This window comes from Mucilaginibacter sp. AK015 (assembly GCF_014200785.1).
In the GTDB taxonomy this organism is placed as follows: domain Bacteria; phylum Bacteroidota; class Bacteroidia; order Sphingobacteriales; family Sphingobacteriaceae; genus Mucilaginibacter.
In genome coordinates this window covers 592140-610994 of record NZ_JACHCV010000002.1, presented here as the reverse complement: position 1 = coordinate 610994, position 18855 = coordinate 592140, and the positions used below count along the sequence as shown (strand labels likewise).

General features: G+C 44.4%; 15 protein-coding genes. 13 read left to right on the top strand and 2 right to left on the bottom strand.

Annotated elements, in window-relative coordinates:
• Positions 1–3: 3 nt before the first annotated feature.
• Positions 4–3132 (top strand): PAS domain S-box protein, encoded by a 3129-nt coding sequence (locus HDC91_RS12030; protein ID WP_183552445.1) that lies wholly within the window; start codon positions 4–6, stop codon positions 3130–3132.
• An 87-nt stretch (positions 3133–3219) separates the two neighbouring features.
• Here the strand turns inward: HDC91_RS12030 and HDC91_RS12025 are convergent, their stop codons facing one another.
• Positions 3220–3918, bottom strand: a complete 699-nt coding sequence (locus HDC91_RS12025) for a ComF family protein (protein ID WP_183552443.1) — start codon at positions 3916–3918, stop codon at positions 3220–3222.
• Between the two features lie 163 nt (positions 3919–4081).
• Positions 4082–5152 (bottom strand): 23S rRNA (adenine(2503)-C(2))-methyltransferase RlmN, encoded by a 1071-nt coding sequence (gene rlmN, locus HDC91_RS12020; protein ID WP_183552441.1) that lies wholly within the window; start codon positions 5150–5152, stop codon positions 4082–4084.
• A 143-nt stretch (positions 5153–5295) separates the two neighbouring features.
• On the opposite strand from rlmN, the gene HDC91_RS12015 reads away from it, so the two are divergent.
• The 12 genes from HDC91_RS12015 (at position 5296) to ruvA (ending at position 18854) form a co-directional block, all read left to right on the top strand.
• On the top strand, positions 5296–6468 hold the full coding sequence (locus HDC91_RS12015) for an amidohydrolase family protein (RefSeq protein WP_183552439.1): 1173 nt from the start codon (positions 5296–5298) through the stop codon (positions 6466–6468).
• Positions 6469–6592: 124 nt separating this feature from the next.
• A complete protein-coding gene (locus HDC91_RS12010) occupies positions 6593–6862 on the top strand; it encodes an acylphosphatase (protein ID WP_255476714.1) in 270 nt (89 codons plus the stop codon).
• A gap of 17 nt (positions 6863–6879) precedes the next feature.
• Positions 6880–8385, top strand: a complete 1506-nt coding sequence (locus tag HDC91_RS12005) for a lipopolysaccharide biosynthesis protein (protein WP_183552430.1) — start codon at positions 6880–6882, stop codon at positions 8383–8385.
• A 14-nt stretch (positions 8386–8399) separates the two neighbouring features.
• Positions 8400–10130 carry a tetratricopeptide repeat protein gene (locus HDC91_RS12000; RefSeq protein WP_183552428.1) on the top strand — a complete coding sequence of 577 codons (1731 nt, stop codon included), beginning with the start codon at positions 8400–8402 and terminating at the stop codon, positions 10128–10130.
• Complete coding sequence (locus HDC91_RS11995) at positions 10108–10908, top strand: DUF4292 domain-containing protein (RefSeq protein ID WP_183552426.1); 801 nt, start codon at positions 10108–10110, stop codon at positions 10906–10908. The genes HDC91_RS12000 and HDC91_RS11995 overlap by 23 nt, the downstream gene beginning before the upstream one ends.
• 16 nt (positions 10909–10924) lie before the next feature.
• Entirely contained in the window at positions 10925–12220 is a 1296-nt protein-coding gene (locus HDC91_RS11990) for a murein hydrolase activator EnvC (RefSeq protein ID WP_183552424.1), read from the top strand.
• A 54-nt stretch (positions 12221–12274) separates the two neighbouring features.
• A complete protein-coding gene (locus HDC91_RS11985) occupies positions 12275–12763 on the top strand; it encodes a twin-arginine translocase TatA/TatE family subunit (RefSeq protein WP_183552422.1) in 489 nt (162 codons plus the stop codon).
• Positions 12764–12799: 36 nt separating this feature from the next.
• Positions 12800–12985 (top strand): twin-arginine translocase TatA/TatE family subunit, encoded by a 186-nt coding sequence (tatA, locus tag HDC91_RS11980; protein ID WP_162429695.1) that lies wholly within the window; start codon positions 12800–12802, stop codon positions 12983–12985.
• Positions 12986–13086: 101 nt separating this feature from the next.
• Entirely contained in the window at positions 13087–14511 is a 1425-nt protein-coding gene (gene gatA, locus HDC91_RS11975; protein WP_183552420.1) for an Asp-tRNA(Asn)/Glu-tRNA(Gln) amidotransferase subunit GatA, read from the top strand.
• A gap of 54 nt (positions 14512–14565) precedes the next feature.
• Positions 14566–15804 carry a lytic transglycosylase domain-containing protein gene (locus tag HDC91_RS11970; protein ID WP_183552418.1) on the top strand — a complete coding sequence of 413 codons (1239 nt, stop codon included), beginning with the start codon at positions 14566–14568 and terminating at the stop codon, positions 15802–15804.
• A gap of 153 nt (positions 15805–15957) precedes the next feature.
• Entirely contained in the window at positions 15958–18267 is a 2310-nt protein-coding gene (locus HDC91_RS11965) for an NADP-dependent malic enzyme (protein WP_183552416.1), read from the top strand.
• Between the two features lie 2 nt (positions 18268–18269).
• Positions 18270–18854, top strand: coding sequence for a Holliday junction branch migration protein RuvA (gene ruvA / locus HDC91_RS11960; RefSeq protein WP_183552414.1), 585 nt, complete (start codon positions 18270–18272; stop codon positions 18852–18854).
• Position 18855: the final 1 nt, after the last annotated feature.

Here is an 18855-nt window from a genome sequence, read left to right as displayed (position 1 = left end):
TAGATGGGGATAAAGCCGGAAAACTCTTTCGACACTGAAAGTAAGCGGTTAAACGCGCTTAATTCATACGACGTATTGGATACGTTACCCGAGAAGGAGTACGATGCTATAGCCCGCCTGGCATCGTATATATGCCAGGCACCTATTGCTTTAATTACACTCATAGACGGCGAAAAACAATGGTTTAAATCTAAGGTTGGCCTGGAAATAAACGAGACACCACGCGCCGACGCGTTTTGCAATTACACCATACAAAGCGACCATATTTTTGAGGTGCCCGACGCCTTGGTTCATGAGGAGCTGAAAACCAATCCCTTTGTTAATACTGCCAACGGCATCCGGTTTTATGCCGGCGCCCCGTTGATAGATCCCGACGGTCATCGCCTTGGCTCGCTTTGCGTGGTCGACCGAAAACCCCGACAACTGACCGACGAGCAGCGTGATGCCTTGCGCACGCTTGCTGACGAGGTGATGTCGCACCTTACTTTGCGCAAGCAAAAACGAGACCTTGAAAAAAGCCTGGACCTGCACAAAGAGTTTTCTAAACTGTTCAATAGCTCGTCAGAAATACATTTTATTGCCGGTGCCGATTCAAATATCGAAACCATAAATAACGCTGTGTTTGATATATTAGGGTACACACCAGAACAGGCCATTGGCAAATCGTTATGGGAGTTTGTTGTCGGCAAAAACCGTGAGCAATATGTGCCGATGATAGAGCAGGCCGTTAAGTCGCAAAAACCGTTTGAACTGGAAACAGAAACGGTGAGCCGTACCGGCGAGGTGAAGCACCTGAGCTGGACCGCTATAAACAGCGGTGGTAAATGGTATGCCAGCGGGCGCGATACTACGTTTCAGCAAAAGTTAATAGAAGAGACCCGGCAGTTATCGCTGGTGGCAAGTAAAATAAAGAACGGGGTAGTAATAAGCAATGCCGATGATAAAGTGGTGTGGGCCAACGACGCTTTTGAACATATAACCGGGTACACGCTGCAAGATATAGAGGGGAAATTTTTAGGCGAGGTGTTGCAAGGCAAGCCTAAAGATGACGATGCGGAGCGGACCCTGATAGAAGCGAGGGAAAAAAAACATTCGTACGAGGTAGAGCTATCTATGGTGAGCAAGGACGGCCGGCCGCTATGGATTGCCGTAACAAATTCGGTTATCTACGCGGCCAACGGCGCTATAGAAAAGTATATCAGGATAATTATAGACATTACCAACCGTAAGCGTGCCGAACAAGATGTGGAGATACTATCGTTTGCGGCGCGTAAATCGCCAAGCGGCATCATGATACGCGATAGCAGGGGTGAGGTGATTTGGATGAACGAATCGCTTGAACATATCATTGGTTATACACTTGCGGAACTTAAGGGGAAAACTATCGGCACCAAATTAATAGGGGCCGAAACCAACCAGGAGATTTTTCAAAGAGCGGTAGCAGCGGTTAAGGCAAATAAGCCTTACGAGGTTGAGATCAAAATATACAAAAAGAACGGCTCGACCGCCTGGGTGTTCATATCAAACAGTCCGCTGTTTAACGACGTTGGCAACGTTGAACGCCAGATAGGGGTGATCGTAGATATAACTGAACGTAAGAAAGCAGAGGAAGAACTGACCATGTTATCGTTGGTGGCCAGTAAAACCACCAGCGGCGTGGTAATAAACGATAAGGATGGTAAGGTAGAATGGGTAAACGACGCCTTTGAACAAATAACCGGTTACACCTTAAGTGATGTTAAGGATAAACACCTGGGCGATTCATTGAAGGGCGAACTGACCGATGTTTCTATCATACAAAAAGCCCGCGAACTTTCTGCAAAAATGCAATCGTTTGAGGTGGATCTGCTGATATACCGTAAAGACGGGCAGCCGCTATGGATATCGGTCATAAACTCCGCAATCAGGGGAGATAACGGCAAGGTGGATAAATACATTGAAACCATTATTGATATTACCGCCAAGAAGAAGGCGGAGCTTGAACTGATAGCCGCTAAAGAAGAAGCCCTTCAGCTAAGCCGTGCAAAGGATATGTTTATTGGGGTAATGAGCCACGAGATACGCACGCCATTGAACGCGGTAATAGGGATGTCGCACCTGTTGCTGAATGACGACCCGCTTGAATCGCAGAAGGAGAATTTGAGCATACTTAAATTCTCGGCCGAAAATTTAATGACCCTGATAAACGATGTGCTTGATTTTACAAAAATAGAAACCGGAAACATTGAGCTGGAGAAAGCGAAAGTGAATATCCGCGAGATGATCCAGAGCATCATTGGCTCGATGAAATATAAAGCTCAGGAGAAGGGGATCTACCTAACCGAGAGCATTGATGATGCCGTGCCGGAGATTGTAATGGGCGACAGATCGAGGCTTATTCAGATTTTGTTGAATTTGGTAAGTAATTCTGTTAAATTTACCAGCCAGGGTGGTGTAAATATCGATCTGAAGGTAATTGAGCAAAATAACGATACCGTACGCATCCGTTTTGGTGTATCTGATACCGGGATTGGTATTGCTAAGAACAAATTAAACACCATATTTGAATCGTTTAAACAGGCCGAGGCCGATACTACGCGCAATTACGGAGGAACAGGGCTTGGTTTGGCAATAAGTAAACGTTTAATTGAACTGCACGATTCGCGTATAAATGTAGATAGTGTACTTGGAGAAGGTTCGACATTTTGGTTTACCATTACTTTTAACAAGTTGGCCGGCCATGCAATTAATAATAAAAACAAAGTGGAAACAGTATTAAATATTAATGTGCTTGTAGTTGACGACAACCAGATAAACAGGTTGCTGATCAATAAGGTGCTAAAAAAATGGGGAGCAACTGCCGACTTTGCCGAGAACGGCCAGGAAGCAATTGATAAACTGGAACTGCATAAAAACTTTGATGTTGTACTGATGGATATACACATGCCTGTAATGGGCGGGCTGGAAGCTGCCGGTGTTATCCGCGCTAAAACGGATGCTTACTTTCAAAATCTGCCTATCATTGCTTTAACCGCATCAATGCTTAGCAACCAAATGGGCCAGATAGAAGATGCCGGCATGAACGATTACATCCTGAAACCATTTGACCCAACCACCCTGTTCGAAAAGCTGAGCAGGTATCAGAAACAGTAGGTAGGGGTTAGAGATTTGTAACCAGAGATTAGTTATTGTATGCTATTCGTCCTAATCTCTAATCAACTATCCTCTAATCACTAAAGGTTACTCCGCATACGCTATAGTAGCAATACTAAGCTTCAAACCGGGCACTTTAAGCAATTCAATTCCGCAAGCTTCCAGTGTTGCACCCGTTGTAACTATGTCGTCAACAAGCAGCACATGTTTATTCTCCAGCTTATTTGAGCAGGCAATGGCAAAAACCTCCTGCATGTTCTGGAACCTGGCAAACCGCGATTTATGGGTTTGCGTTTGGGTGGCTACAGTACGTATCAGGTTTTCCAGTTCGACAGCTGCATTTAACTGATCCGCTAACCCTTGGGCAAAGCAGGCGCTTTGATTGTAGCCGCGTGTTTTTAAACGTTTTTTATGCAATGGCACGGGGATGATGTAATCGACAGTACTGAAAACCGGGCTTTGTAATAACTGCTTACCGGCAATATTCCCCAGCAAATTACCTATCCGGTGCATGCCGTTATATTTAAACTGGTGCACCATGTTTTGCACCTTGCCGCCTTTATTAAAATAGTAAAGGGCGTAAGCCGCCTCAATATTCAGCTTCCCCCAAAACTGGCGGGCAACAATGTTATCGGGCTGTTGATGAAAATTGGTAAATGGTAAATTATAAAGGCAATCGGTACACAAAATATCCTCGTTCGCCATCAGGCTGGCGCTGCAAGCGGCGCAAAGCTGCGGAAATATCAGTGACGTAAAATCGGCCAGGTAAGCGCGCAGGACTAGCATGGGGGTAAGTTAGGCAGAAATTTCTGAATACTCCAATAGGTTACTCACCCCGACTACGCCGCGCTGATCGACCCTCCCCGCTGCGCACAGGCGGGTAAAAAAAACTAAAAACCCCCTATTTGCGAAGCAGAGAGGGGGCAGGGGGTAAGTCAGTTCACAATATTTAAGAAGTAACGTCTTCTTTTTCCTTCTCGTTTATAGCCAATTGCCCGCAGGCAGCATCAATATCTTTACCACGGCTGCGGCGCAGGTTGGTGTTTATGCCCTGGCTGCGCAGGTAATCGGCAAAGGCCTCAACCTTGTCCTCGCCGGCATTTATAAAGCTCGCCATTGATATAGGGTTGTATTCGATAATATTGACTTTGCAGGGAAGGTGCTTACAAAAGCGGGCCAGTTCCATCGCATCCTGTATATTATCATTTACACCGTCGAAGATAATGTACTCGTAAGTAACCGGATTTTTGGTTTTGGCGTAATAATATTTTAAAGCTTCGGCCAACGCTTTTAATGAGTTTTGCTCGTTAATAGGCATTATGGTGTTACGCTTTTCGTCGTTAGCTGCATGCAGCGATAAGGCCAGGTTAAACTTTACCTGGTCGTCGCCCAGTTTACGGATCATTTTCGCGATGCCGGCGGTTGATACTGTGATCCGTTTTGCCGACATGTTCAGTCCGTCGGGCGCGGTTATCCGCTCAATTGATTTTAAAACGTTGGCGTAATTAAGCAATGGCTCCCCCATACCCATATAAACGATATTTGATAAAGGTATGCCATAATTTTCGCGGGCCTGTTTGTCAATCAGTACAACCTGGTCATATATCTCATCGGGATTAAGGTTGCGTTTGCGCTCCATATAACCCGTAGCGCAAAACTTACAGGTAAGGCTGCAACCCACCTGGGAGGATACGCAGGCAGTCATCCTGTCGGTTGTAGGAATTAAAACACCCTCAATCAGGTGAGTATCATGTAATATAAAGGAATTTTTTATAGTTTTATCAGCACTAACCTGCGATGTATTTATTTTAACATTGTTTATTTGAAATTTTTCATCAAGTTTGGTACGAAGTTCTTTTGAAATATTGCTCATTGCGTCAAAAGAGATGCACGATTTTCCCCATAACCATTCATAAACCTGCTTAGCTCTAAAGCTTTTTTCATCCATGCTTATGAAATGCTGCTGTAAGGCCTGTAGGCTAAGGCTGCGGATATCTATTTTATCTTTTTTGTTGTTCACAATACAAAAGTACTTAAATTTAAAAAATCTGTTCTTTTTTTAAAGTCATTCTTTTATAACATTAAAAACAATAACTAAAAGTTAATTGTATTTATGTTTGGATTGGGTTTAAAAAAAACATTGCTGATGCTAAGTTATATTTAATGAAAAGTTTTAAAGCCGATTACGTTTATCCTATTTGTGCCGATCCGATAAAGAATGGAATTATAACCGTGGATGATAATGGAAAGATACTTTCTGTTACCGATGAAAAAGCCCCCCAAGCATCAGACACACCCATAGAACAAGTTAGCGGGATAATTGTCCCGGGGTTTATAAACACTCATTGCCATACCGAACTATCGCATATGAAAGATGTGATAGCCGCCGGCGGCGGCCTGATCAGTTTTATAAAGGATATATTATCATCCAGGGCCGCCGAAACAGCCGATATACTTGACGCTGCGCAGGCGGCCGACCAGGAAATGTATGATAACGGCATAGTGGCCGTTGGCGACATTTCAAACAACAGCCTTACCGCCTCAATAAAGGCTAAAAGTAAACTGTACTACCATACTTTTATTGAGATATTGGGTTTTTTGCCCGAAAGCGCCGACAGTTTGTTTGAAAAGGCGCTTGAAACAGCCGAAGAGTTCAGGCCTTTGCCAACATCAATAACCGCGCATGCACCTTACTCGGTTTCGAAAGAATTATTTAAGCTGATCAAAAAACACTGCGATACCGGTACTAACCTGCTAAGCATACATAACCAGGAATGCGAAGACGAAAATAAATTTTACCGGTACAAGCTGGGCGGCTTTATAGATCTATATAAACACATGGGGATCGATATCGGGTACTTTCGCCCGCAGGCGCGTAACTCTTTGCAATCCATCATCCCGCTTTTAACAAACAGGCAAAAGATACTGATGGTGCATAATACGTGCACCAACTTAAAAGACATTTACTTTATCAAGCGGTTCGACCGTAAGATAACCTGGTGCTTTTGCCCCAATGCCAACCTTTATATAGAAAAAAGGCTGCCTAAGATCGAGCTTTTTGTAAACCAGGGCTTTAATATCACTTTAGGTACCGATAGCCTTGCATCAAACAGCAAGCTTTGTATTTTAAGCGAAATGCAAACCCTGCAGCAACACTTTCCATCGTTAAGTATCGATACGCTTTTGGAGTGGGCAACCATTAACGGCGCGCGTTTCCTGGGTATCGACGACGAAAAAGGAACTCTTGAAGCCGGTAAAACACCCGGACTAAACCTCATAACCGGGATGAACGGCTTGAAGTTGACACCCGATAGCAAGGTTAAAAAACTGGTTTAATTTGAGAATGGGATTATTTGAAAACGCATTTTTTATTTCAGATAATAACCATGTAATTTGGGAGCATTAGAAAGCACCTTTCTAATCATCAAATTAGTTAATTCTCAAATTAATGATAAAACATATGGATATAACGGTTAAAGGGAAAGTGCAGGGGGTATTTTTCAGGGCGGGCGCAAAAGCCGTTGCCGACCAGCTTGGTGTACGCGGCTTTGTAAAGAACGAGACAAACGGTGATGTATTCATATCGGCCGAAGCAGAAGATGTAATAATGGAAATGTTTTTGGAGTGGTGCCACGAAGGTGCCGAGCATGCAGTAGTTACAGGCGTTGAAACTCGTGAGGGCGAATTAAAAAACTATCGTAATTTTGAGGTTGTAAAAAAGAGTTTGTAACCCTTATACTTTCTTAATTGTCAACAGCTAAAAAATTTGCCGGGCAAACAGCGCTATATGGCCTAAGTACCATTGCGGGCCGTGTTCTTAATTTTTTCCTAACACCGATATACACACGCACTTACCCGGCTAAAATATATGGTGTATTTGGTAATCTTTATGCTTATGCATCTATGCTTAATGCGCTTTTGGCCTTTGGCATGGAAACCACTTTTTTCAGGTATCTGAACAAGCGCTCGGATGACAAGCAACTGGTTTATAACAATACATTCGGAGCTATCCTTACCGTTTCGGTCATATTCTTCCTCTGCACTTTTCCGTTTGCCGCTACTATAACTAACTGGATAAGGATAGGTGATGCTACGCCGCTGCCCGATTATATCCTGTACATCAAGTTTTTTATAGGTACACTCATCATCGATGCGTTATGCGTTATCCCGTTTGCCAAGCTGCGTGCCGATGGCAGGCCGGGGCGCTATGGCTTACTTAAATTTATTAACATTGTTATTTTTGTAAGTTTAAACCTGGTGTTTATTTACCTGGTGCCCTTTATCATCAATCATGGTTTACCCGGCGGCACATGGATGAGTGGCTGGTTCAAAAAAACCTGGGTGGGCTATGTGTTCCTTTCAAACTTAATTGCAAGCTCGGCAACTTTAATAATGCTGCTTCCCGAGTTTATGAAACTTCGGCCGAAGTTTAGCAAGGCGTTGTTTGCCGAAATGCTACTATATAGCTGGCCGGTACTGGTGGCCAACTTTTCGTACCTTGTAAATGAAAATTTAGATAAGATATTACTTGGCAACCTGCTGCCCGAAAAGGTGAGTGCCATACAGGTGGGCATATACACTGCCTGCGCCAAAATATCCATCTTCCTCAGTATCTTTGTAAATGCCTTCAGGCTTGGAGCAGAACCCTTCTTTTTTAGCCATGCTAAAAATAAAAACGCCACCCAAACCTACGCCCGTATAATGAACTACTTTATCATTGCGGTATGCTTGATTTTTGTTGCGCTGGTGGCCAATATCGAACTGTTAAAGTATTTTATCAAGGGTAAAGATGCAGCGCAAACGCAAATTTACTGGTCGGGTATAGGCGTTATACCGGTGTTACTGTTCGGTTACGTTAGTTTGGGTATATACATGAACTTATCGGTATGGTATAAACTAACCGACCAAACCAAGTATGGCTTGTATATATCCGGCATTGGGGCGATGGTCACTATCGTACTCAACGTTATCTTTATTCCATCATACGGGTACATCGCGTCGGCGTGGATATCCCTGGCCGCTTATGCCAGTATGATGGTTATGTCTTATTTATGGGGTCAAAAACATTATCCCATCCCGTATCATCTCAAAAAGAATTTGGGTTATATTATTATCTCCATCGTACTCGTTTATATATCGTTCAGCGTATTTAAACGTAATATATTTATTGGCAACGGGTTGCTTATACTGTTTGGTTTAGGCACGTTATACGCCGAGCGAACTGAACTTAAAGCTATATTTAGCAAAAAATAACGCATACCATCAGCATGAAGTCAGCGGCAGCAGTAATATTGTTTATCGGAATTACCTTTGCCGGTTTTGCGCAAAGCAAAACGGGTAATGCTGCAATAGCGGTTGCCGGTAAGCCCATGACGGCTGCCGACAGCGCCATGGTAAAGCAATTGTTTTTTTCGGCGCTGCGCGAAAAAACCGTTGACAACCCCAAACTGGCGTTCGATATTTTTAACCGGGTACTGCAAATAGACCCTGCTAACGATGCTACCATGTTTGAGCTGGCCAACCTGGAGAAGTCTCGTAACAACAACCAGGCTGCAGAGGCTTTATTAGAGCGTGCGGTAACAGTTAATCCAAACAACGAATGGTACTGGATAGCACTTGCGGGCAGTTACGAAAAAACGAATGACATTAGCAAGCTGGAGAACGTTTTTAACCAACTTATACGTATTAATCCCGGTAAGCCCGATTATTATTATGGCGAGGCCAATGCTTTATCACTGCAAAAAAAGTACGACGCGGCCTTAACGATGTACGATAAAGTTGAAGAGCTTGCAGGCGCAAGTGACGACATACTGGAAAACCGCCAGAAAATTTACATCAGGCAAGGCAATGTAAAAAAGGCTGCTTCGGTATTGGATGAGTTGATAGCAGCCAACCCAACGCAGGTTCGTTACTATCTGATGCTGGCCGAAGTTTATAGCGCCAATAACCTGAATGATAAAGCTATTGCCATATTACAAAAAGCAAAGGCTATTGCCCCTCAAAACGGGATGATACATTTAGCGCTTGCCGATATGTACCGCGCGCAAAACAATGCCGGGGCAAGCTTTGATGAATTAGAAACCGCCTTTGCCATCCCGGATGTGGATATCGAGCAAAAGATCAGAATATTACTGGGCTATGTGCCAAAATTTCCCGAGCCAAATGCAAGGGCGAGCGCGCTTGAACTAAGCCGTATATTAACAAAGGCCCATCCTGCCGATAGCAGGGCCTTTGCCATGTACGGTGATATGCTGCTGCAAAGCGAAAAGGTGCACGAAGCCAAAACTGCTTATCAAAAAGCACTTATGCTAAACAATCAGGCGTATAGTGTGCAGGAGCAATTGGTGCGGATAGATCTCAGCGAAAATGACCTGGATGCTGCTATAAAAGATGGCGAAAACTCGCTGTCGTTTTTTCCGAACCAGGCGTGGATGAATTATATGGTGGGGATTGCCTGGCAGCAAAAGCGCGATTATAAAAAAGCGATAAGTTATTTAAATAACGCGGTATCCTTAGAAACACAGGATAAGGAACTGTTAACGCAGGCCTATTCGGCCCTTGGCGATTGTTATCACTCGATAGCTGATAATGCGGCATCAGATAATGCTTACGAAAAGGCCATAGCCATTAGTCCGGATAATGCGTTTACCCTGAACAATTATGCCTACTATTTGTCGTTAAGAAATGAGCGTTTAGAGAGCGCGGCGCAAATGTCAAAACACTGCAACGATCTGCAACCCAATAACGCATCGTTTGAAGATACCTACGCGTGGATACTTTTTAAACAGAAAAAATACCCCGAGGCTAAACTTTGGATAGAAAAATCGCTCTTACATGATAAAGGGAACAGCGCCGTGAAAACTGAGCATTACGGCGACATCTTGTTTTTATCAGGCGATAAGGATGCCGCCGTACAAAACTGGGTAAAGGCAAAAACACAGGGAGGCAGGTCGCCGGTTTTAGAAAGGAAAATAAATGAGAAAAAATATTTTGAATAAAATGGCAATGGTTTTTTGCCTTGTGGCTTTAGTGGCCTGCAAGTCTAAAAAACTGGTTGTTGTTAACAGGCCCACAACCATAGTCGACTCCGCGGCTGTTAACGAGGAAAATAGCCTGCGCGCCAGGCTGGCTGCTATCCGGTCTAAACAGGTTACTTTTAATACCTTTTCGGGCAAGGCAAAAACCAAACTTGATATTAACGGTAACGATAACGATGTTACATTGAACATCCGCATAGCCCGCGATCAAAAGATATGGATCTCCATAACAGCCATTGTTGGGATAGAGGTTGCCCGCGCGCAAATAACGCCCGATAGCATTATAGTTGTTAACCGGCTGCAAAGCGTTTATTTAAAAAAGCCGTTTAGCTATGTTTACACCTATGCCAGCAAGCAGGTTAACTTCAAAACACTGCAGGCATTGTTGGTTGGTAACGCTATTCCGGAAATGGTAAACAGCGATGCGGATTTTAAAATGGAAGGTGCCAATACGGTACTTAGCGGCAACTTGCAGGATATTATTTATAAGCTTTTGCTGGGGCCCGACATGAAAGTTACTCAAACAAATCTGTCGAACCAGGTGGCCAGGCAATCGTTACAGGTAGCCAACAGCGTTTTTATACAAGCCGATAACCGTGTTATACCTTCACAAATAGATATTTTGTCTACCGCGGGCGATAAAAAGATTCAGGCCAACCTGCGTTATGCCCAGGCCGAGTTTGATAAGCCGCTTGAATATCCTTTTAGTATTCCAAAAAGTTACGAACCTGCTAATTAAATTATATTTTTGGTGAATGAAATTTTTTAAAGCTGCATTATTTATTTTCCTAATGCTTGCAACTTCGGGGGTTTTTGCACAAACCAGCGCCGAACTTAAACGCAGGCGAGATAAATTAAACGATGAACTTGAGCAACTGAACCGGGAGTACGACGAAACAAAAAACAATAAAAGGGTATCGTTAAAACAGCTTAATATATTAAAAGCGCAAATAAACCTGCGCGAAGAAAAGATAACCAATATCAACGCCGAGGTAAGAAATTTAGATAATCAGATCTCTGAAAGCAATAATACCGTACATAACTTACAAACCCAGTTAGATCAGCTTAAAAAGGATTACGCCGGCATGGTGCTTTTTGCGTACCGCAACCAAAGCGCTTATAATAAATTGATGTTTATTTTTGCCGCCAAAGACTTTAACCAGGCATACCGGCGTTTAAAGTATTTACAACAGTTTGGCGCTTACCGCGAGCGGCAGGCCGGCTATATACAAGGTACCCAAAAAGACCTGCACATTAAGATAGTTGAACTGGATAAGGATAAAAAACAAAAGAGCGACCTGCTGCAAAGCCAGGAAAAGGAGAAACAGGAGTTAGGTAAGGCAAAAAACAACCAGGTAAAGGTTATTTCAAACCTGTCTAAACACCAGGGCGAATTAAAAAGGCTGCAAAGGGACGTTCAGAAAAGATTAGCGCGCAATAAGCAGGAGATTTTAAATGCAATTAGGCGTGAAGTAGAAGAAGCAAAGCGCAAGGCCGAGGCTGAAGAAAGGGAACGGGCCAGGATAGCGGCGGCGAAAGCCAAAGCAGAAAACCGTGAGGTGGTTGCCCCCACAAAAAAAGCGATAACGAGCAAATCGTCTAACAGTGAGATATTGAACTCTACGCCCGAAGCCGCCAAACTGTCTAACGACTTTTTGGGTAACAAGGGCCGTTTACCGTGGCCGGTTGCAACAGGCCAGCTGGTGCATGGCTTTGGCACTTATACCGATGCCGAGGGCATCCGGAACGATAATACCGGGTACGAAATAAGAACCAATACCGGTGCGCCGGTTAGGGCTGTTTTTGAAGGCGAAGTAAAAACGGTAATGGATATTAGCGGCAGCTTTTTGGTGGTGATAAATCATGGCGAGTACTTTACGGCCTATCAAAACCTTAAAACGGTAAACGTATCTAAAGGCCAAAAGGTAAGCACTAAGCAAACCATTGGTACTGTAGCGCTTGATCCGGCAACGGGTGATGCCACAACCATATTCACCTTGTCAAAAGGTACAACCTTTGTTGACCCAAGGCTATGGCTGGCACCAAATTGATTTTAAACATATACTATTCAAATTGTGTATATTTGTAACCTTAATTTAATACAGATGTTAAATTCAGTCTTTTTATTTTTGAATATAGGCAGCGGCGAAATGATCCTGATATTATTCGCGGCACTCATGCTTTTTGGCGGCAATAAGCTGCCCGAACTTGCGCGTGGGTTAGGGAAGGGTATCCGCGATTTTAAAGATGCATCTGAAGATGTTAAGCGCGAGATCAACAATCAGATAAATAATTACGAGGATAAAAAAGTAGAAAAGAAAGTCGAACCTGAGGTTACAGACGAAAACGAACCAGCAGGGTATACTTACGAACCCGTTGCCGGCACTTTGCCCGCATTTGAAGGCCATGCTGTAGGTACTGATGCAATTGAGGATACAGCACCCGTTGTTGACGGCGAAGTAGCAAAGGATGCGGCATTTGAACACCAGCCCGAGGAATTGAAACACCCTGTTACCGGTAGCGCTAACAGCAGTATCGATTTAACAAAAGCCGAAGAGCCGGTTAATAAAACTACAGAAGAAGAATATAAATAATAACAAAAATATTAACATACATAAAACTTAAAAATCATGGGTGGATTAGGCGCACCAGAAATCATTCTGATCATTATTGCGATATTAATTATGTTCGGTGGTAAAAAAATTCCCGAACTAATGAAGGGTTTAGGCCGCGGCGTAAAAGAGTTTAAAGACGCGCAGAACGGCGAAACCAATACCGCAAACACAACTACTACAGAAGATAAAACCAAGGTTTAATTTTCTGCCCCTTTCTTGTACAGCATAACCGCTGTTTTACCGTATAAACTTATCTGTTGAAATAGTTATGCTTCAACGGATAAGTTTTTTATTTTAGGCCCATGGCTAAAAACTACACCTCTTATTCGGAAATTAAGAGCGGGTTAAAAAGTGGGGAGATCACAGCTGAAAGCCTGGTAACAGGCTACCTGCAGCAGATAAAGGCAAATACGCATTTAAATGTTTTTAACGAAGTTTTTGAAGATGAGGCCCTGACCTCTGCAAAAAATATTGATTTACGCATAGCAAACGGCACCGCAGGTAAGCTTGCAGGGATGGTGATTGCCATAAAGGATAATATCTGCTACAAAGGACATAAGGTTACCGCGTCATCAAAAATTTTAAAGGATTTTACCTCAATATATTCATCAACGGTAGTAGAACGCTTGCTGGCCGAAGATGCCATTATAATTGGCCGCTGCAATTGTGACGAATTTGCGATGGGAGCGGCAAACGAAAATTCTTTTTTTGGCCCCGTAAAAAACTATGCCGATGAAGCTCACGTATCCGGCGGCTCGTCGGGCGGCTCGGCGGTTGCGGTGCAGGCAGGCATGTGCCATGCGGCAATAGGTACCGATACCGGCGGCTCGGTAAGGCAGCCCGCATCGTTTTGCGGGGTAATTGGGCTAAAACCAACCTACGGCCGCATATCAAGGCATGGTATTATCAGCTACGCCTCATCTTTTGATCAGGTGGGCCCGCTAACGCGGTCTGTTGCCGATGCCGCCTTATTATTGGAGGTTTTGGCCGGTGCTGATGAACACGACAGTACAGTATCTCAAATGCCTGTTCCGGAGTCAGGAGTCCTGAAAAAGGAAACCGGCAAAAAAAAGATCGCCTACCTGCAGGAAGCATTATCAAGCCCTGGCGTAAACGCCGATGTGAAAGCCACGCTAACCCATTATATCGAAAAGCTTCGGGCCGATGGCCATACGGTAACGCCCATCTCTTTTGAATTACTGGATTACCTGGTGCCCACTTATTACATCCTTGCTATGGCCGAGGCATCATCAAACCTTGCGCGTTATGATGGGGTACATTACGGTTACCGCAGTCCCAACGCTACCGACCTGGAATCGACCTATAAACTTTCGCGGTCCGAAGGTTTTGGTAAAGAAGTAAAGCGCCGTATCATGCTGGGAACTTTCGTTTTGAGCGCGGGGTATTACGATGCTTACTATGCTAAAGCGCAAAAAGTGCGCCGGCTCATCCAAAATGAAACAAACAAGCTTTTAAATAATTTTGATTTTATATTAACCCCTACCGCTCCTGAACCCGCATTTGCCCTGGGCCTTAAAGAAAAGGATCCGGTGGTAACTTACCTGTACGATATTTTTACGGTGCAGGCTTCGCTGTCAGGGATGCCTGCAATTTCGCTCCCGGCGGGCAATAACAGCAGGGGTTTGCCGTTAGGGTTACAATTATTAACTAAAAGTTTCGACGAGCAAGCGCTGCTTAATTTTTCAGAATATTTCATGCAGCTATAATTATTTAATATATTAGTAAATAATCGTCGAAGTTTTTTGAGAATTGCCCTAATTATGAAGAGACTGTTTACTTTTATTATTTGTGTATTATCCCTACAAATAGTTAAAGCAGATAACGTGGAACCGGCCGCCTTTATGGCCGAAATTGTTCAGCAAGATACCAACGTATTGTTGCCGGCAGTTCAAACGCCGGTATCAGTTTATCAGAATAACATCTTTAAACGCCGCCTCGACTCTGTTCAACAGGAAGTGCCTTTAGATTATAACGGCTATGTGCAGGCGTATATAGATAATTACACCCGGCGCAAGGACGAGATGGGCCGTATGATGGGGCTTTCGAGATATTACTTTCCCATTTATGAAAAGGCGTTTAAAGAAGCCGGGATCCCCGATGAAATTAAGTACCTTTCGATAGTGGAGTCGGCACTTAACCCGAATGCAATTTCAAGAGTGGGTGCAGCCGGGCCATGGCAGTTTATGTCAGAAACGGCCAAGATATACGGCTTAAGTATGACCGATTATGTTGACGAGCGCCGCGACCCTGTGCAAGCCAGCAACGCGGCTGCCGCCTATCTTAAGGATGCCTATCAACAATTTGGTGACTGGCTGCTGGCCATTGCATCATACAATTGTGGCAAAAGCAATGTATTACATGCGCTTGAACAAACCGGCACGCACGATTTTTGGTCGATACGCGAACTGCTGCCTGCCGAAACACGCGGATATGTGCCCGCGTTTATCGCCATAAACTATGTAATGAAGTATCACAAGTATCATTACATAGTGCCCCAAACCGGCAACCTCGCTATTGTTACCGATACCGTTATGGTAAATAAGTTTGTGTCACTTAACCGGGTGGCGCAGGCCTTAGGCATGCCTTTAAAAGATATTTGTACGCTAAACCCCTCGTATCGCCAGCAGCTTGTTAACGGCACCGCTGCTGTACCACGCAAAATTGTTATCCCCAAAATTGAAAACGACCGCGCCGCTATTTTACGAAAAGCCATCGCAGATATCAGTGCACCCATCCCGGTACTCAGGCCGATACAATATATAGCCATTGCCCCGCCGCCCGAGCCGGTAAAACCAGCTATGCCTGTTCAAAAGGTAATGGTTGCCGGTAAATTGGTTACACCAACTACCCATACTACAAAAAGAGGCGAAACACTTTCGGGCATTGCCAGCCAGTATGGCGTAAAGGTTGAAGACCTGATGCGGTGGAACAAGTCGTTAGGTTCTAATACAACTTTGCCGCTAATGCCTGGTTTAACGGTTAACATAGGACAAGGGTAATTTAGGAGTGCAGGTTCACGGGCTCACCAAGAGCACATAACGTCAATTATGTTTCAGGAAACCCGGTATTCATAAAAATCTGCACATCGGAAATTCGTACGTCTGCACATCTCGAAAAGTAATTGTAATTTTGAGCGCTTGAATTTTGAGACCATGAATAAACCCAATCGTAAACAGGAAGCCCTTAATTATCATGCAAAAGGCCGCCCTGGAAAAATACAGGTAGTACCAACCAAACCTACCAATTCTCAGCGCGACCTTACTTTAGCCTATTCGCCGGGGGTTGCCGAGCCCTGCCTGCGTATTGCCGATAATGTTGAAGACGTGTATAAATACACCGCCAAAGGTAACCTGGTAGCCGTTATAAGTAACGGTACTGCTGTACTTGGCCTGGGTAATATTGGCCCCGAAGCCAGTAAGCCCGTGATGGAAGGGAAGGGTTTATTATTTAAGATATATGCTGATATCGATGTATTTGACCTGGAGATAAATGCCAAAACGGTTGATGAATTTGTAAATATCGTAAAGGCGCTTGAGCCAACTTTTGGGGGTATAAACCTTGAAGATATATCGGCACCAACCTGCTTTGAGATAGAACGCAGGCTAAAGGCCGAAATGAAGATACCCGTGATGCACGACGATCAGCATGGCACCGCCATTATATCGGGTGCGGCATTGATGAACGCCTGCGAAATACAGGGCAAAAAGCTCGATAAAATAAAAATGGTTGTGAACGGCGCCGGCGCGGCTGCTGTATCCTGCACGAAAATGTACTTATCGCTGGGGGTTAAAAAAGAGAACCTGGTGATGTTTGATATCAACGGCCTGCTCACTCCCGATCGCACCGACCTTGACGAGATGCGCATGCAGTTTGCCACGCAGCGCAAAGATATTACTACCCTGGCCGATGCTATGAAGAACGCAGATGTGTTTGTAGGCTTGTCGGCGGGGAATGTGGTTACACCGGCTATGCTGGTAAGCATGGCCAAAAACCCTATTGTGTTTGCCATGGCTAACCCTGAGCCCGAAATTTCATATGACCTGGGCCATGCTGCCCGCAAGGATATCATTATGGCAACCGGCCGGTCGGATTTTCCTAACCAGGTGAACAACGTATTGGGCTTCCCGTACATTTTCCGCGGCGCACTGGATGTAAGGGCAACCGCTATCAACGAGGAAATGAAGATAGCGGCGGTAAAGGCCATAGCCGAAATGGCTAAAAAGCCAGTACCCGAAGCCGTTAACCTGGCCTACGGTATCACCAACCTTAAGTTTGGCCGCGATTACATCATCCCCAAACCAATGGACCAGCGCTTGATTACCGAAGTTTCTGCGGCAGTTGCCAAAGCCGCCATCGAGTCGGGCGTGGCGCGTAAAACCATTACCGACTGGGATGCTTACAACGAGGAGTTATTGTCCCGATTAGGCAATAACAATAAAATACTTCGCGATGTAACCAACAAAGCTAAGCAAAACCCCAAACGCGTTGTGTTTGCCGAAGCAGATACTTACAAAATATTGCGAGCAGCGCAGATTGTTAAAGACGAGGGCATTGCAACACCGATACTTTTAGGTAACGCCGATAAGATACGCGAAATAATGCGCGAGAACGAGCTTGATTTGGGCGATGTGCAGATCATCGATCCTAAAATAAAAACCGAACGCTCGCTGGAGTTTGCGCAATTCTTGTTTAATAAGCGCCAGCGTAAGGGGGTTACCCTGTTCGAAGCCAAAAAAATGATGATAGACCGTAATTATTACGGTGCGTGTATGGTTCATTTTGGTGAGGCTGACGCCCTGATATCGGGCTTGACAAAGGATTACGCTACAACAATTAAACCGGCCTTACAGATAATAGGCACCGAAGCGGGCGTAAACCGTGTGGCTGGTATGTACCTGATGATAACCGAGAAAGGCCCTGTTTTTTTTGGCGATACAACCGTAAACATTAACCCTACCGCGCAGGAACTGGTAGATATTACCGTGTTGATGGAACGATCGGTTGCACAGTTCAATATAAAACCCCGCATTGGTATATTATCTTACTCAAACTTTGGCTCAAATGAGGGCGAGATCCCTGAAAAAACGCGGGAAACCGTGCGCATACTTCACGAAAAGTACCCCGAGATGGTTGTTGACGGGGAAATGCAGGCCAACTTCGCGTTGAACTCTTCGCTGTTGGCTGATAATTTTCCCTTCTCTACTTTAAGTGGTAAACCCGCCAACACATTAATATTCCCTGGATTGGCATCGGGTAACATAGCCTACAAGTTGTTACAGGAAATTGGCGGTGCCGAGGCTGTTGGTCCGATACTGTTGGGTATGAAAAAACCGGTACATGTACTGCAACTGGGTAGTTCGGTACGCGAAATTGTTAATATGGTTACCATAGCTGTAATTGACGCCCAGGTAAAATGCGCCGAAAGTAATAAAAAGCCGTCAAAAACCGGTAAAACCAAATAAGCATGTACGATTATATTGATGGTAAACTGGTGTTTAAAGGCGCCGCGCATGTGGTGATTGATGCCGGAGGGGTTGGCTATCACATTAATATCTCATTAAATACCTACTCGCAATTGCCTGCCGACGAGCGCTGCAAGTTGTTTATATGGCTCCATGTAAAAGAAGATGCGCATACCTTGTATGGCTTTGCTACCGAAGGCGAACGCAGGCTGTTTATGCACCTGATATCTATATCTGGCATCGGGCCAAATACCGGCCGCATGATGCTCTCTTCCATAACCCCTGCCGAAATACAAGCGGCTATTGTGCAGGGTAATGTAGCGGCTATACAGCGTATAAAGGGCATTGGCCCCAAATCAGCCCAGCGTGTGATATTAGAGTTACAGGATAAGTTGAAAAAAGAAGGGCCTGACACTTTAACGGTTATGCCAGGGTTAAAAACGGCAAAAGATGAAGCCCTTTCTGCCCTTGTAATGCTTGGATTTGTTCGTAACGTTGCAGAAAAAGTATTAGAGCAGGAAATAAGTAAAAGCAGCAGTGTTTTAACTGTTGAACAATTGATTAAATCTGCCCTAAAAAGCTTATAAT

Excerpts from the sequence above, each read along its gene's own strand:
- HDC91_RS12030 (WP_183552445.1), top strand. The coding sequence starts at position 4 with ATGGGGATAAAGCCGGAAAACTCTTTCGACACTGAAAGTAAGCGGTTA.
- HDC91_RS12025 (WP_183552443.1), bottom strand. The coding sequence starts at position 3,918 with ATGCTAGTCCTGCGCGCTTACCTGGCCGATTTTACGTCACTGATATTT.
- HDC91_RS12015 (WP_183552439.1), top strand. The coding sequence starts at position 5,296 with ATGAAAAGTTTTAAAGCCGATTACGTTTATCCTATTTGTGCCGATCCG.
- HDC91_RS12010 (WP_255476714.1), top strand. The coding sequence starts at position 6,593 with ATGGATATAACGGTTAAAGGGAAAGTGCAGGGGGTATTTTTCAGGGCG.
- HDC91_RS12000 (WP_183552428.1), top strand. The coding sequence starts at position 8,400 with ATGAAGTCAGCGGCAGCAGTAATATTGTTTATCGGAATTACCTTTGCC.
- HDC91_RS11995 (WP_183552426.1), top strand. The coding sequence starts at position 10,108 with ATGAGAAAAAATATTTTGAATAAAATGGCAATGGTTTTTTGCCTTGTG.
- HDC91_RS11990 (WP_183552424.1), top strand. The coding sequence starts at position 10,925 with ATGAAATTTTTTAAAGCTGCATTATTTATTTTCCTAATGCTTGCAACT.
- HDC91_RS11985 (WP_183552422.1), top strand. The coding sequence starts at position 12,275 with ATGTTAAATTCAGTCTTTTTATTTTTGAATATAGGCAGCGGCGAAATG.
- tatA (WP_162429695.1), top strand. The coding sequence starts at position 12,800 with ATGGGTGGATTAGGCGCACCAGAAATCATTCTGATCATTATTGCGATA.
- gatA (WP_183552420.1), top strand. The coding sequence starts at position 13,087 with ATGGCTAAAAACTACACCTCTTATTCGGAAATTAAGAGCGGGTTAAAA.
- HDC91_RS11970 (WP_183552418.1), top strand. The coding sequence starts at position 14,566 with ATGAAGAGACTGTTTACTTTTATTATTTGTGTATTATCCCTACAAATA.
- HDC91_RS11965 (WP_183552416.1), top strand. The coding sequence starts at position 15,958 with ATGAATAAACCCAATCGTAAACAGGAAGCCCTTAATTATCATGCAAAA.
- ruvA (WP_183552414.1), top strand. The coding sequence starts at position 18,270 with ATGTACGATTATATTGATGGTAAACTGGTGTTTAAAGGCGCCGCGCAT.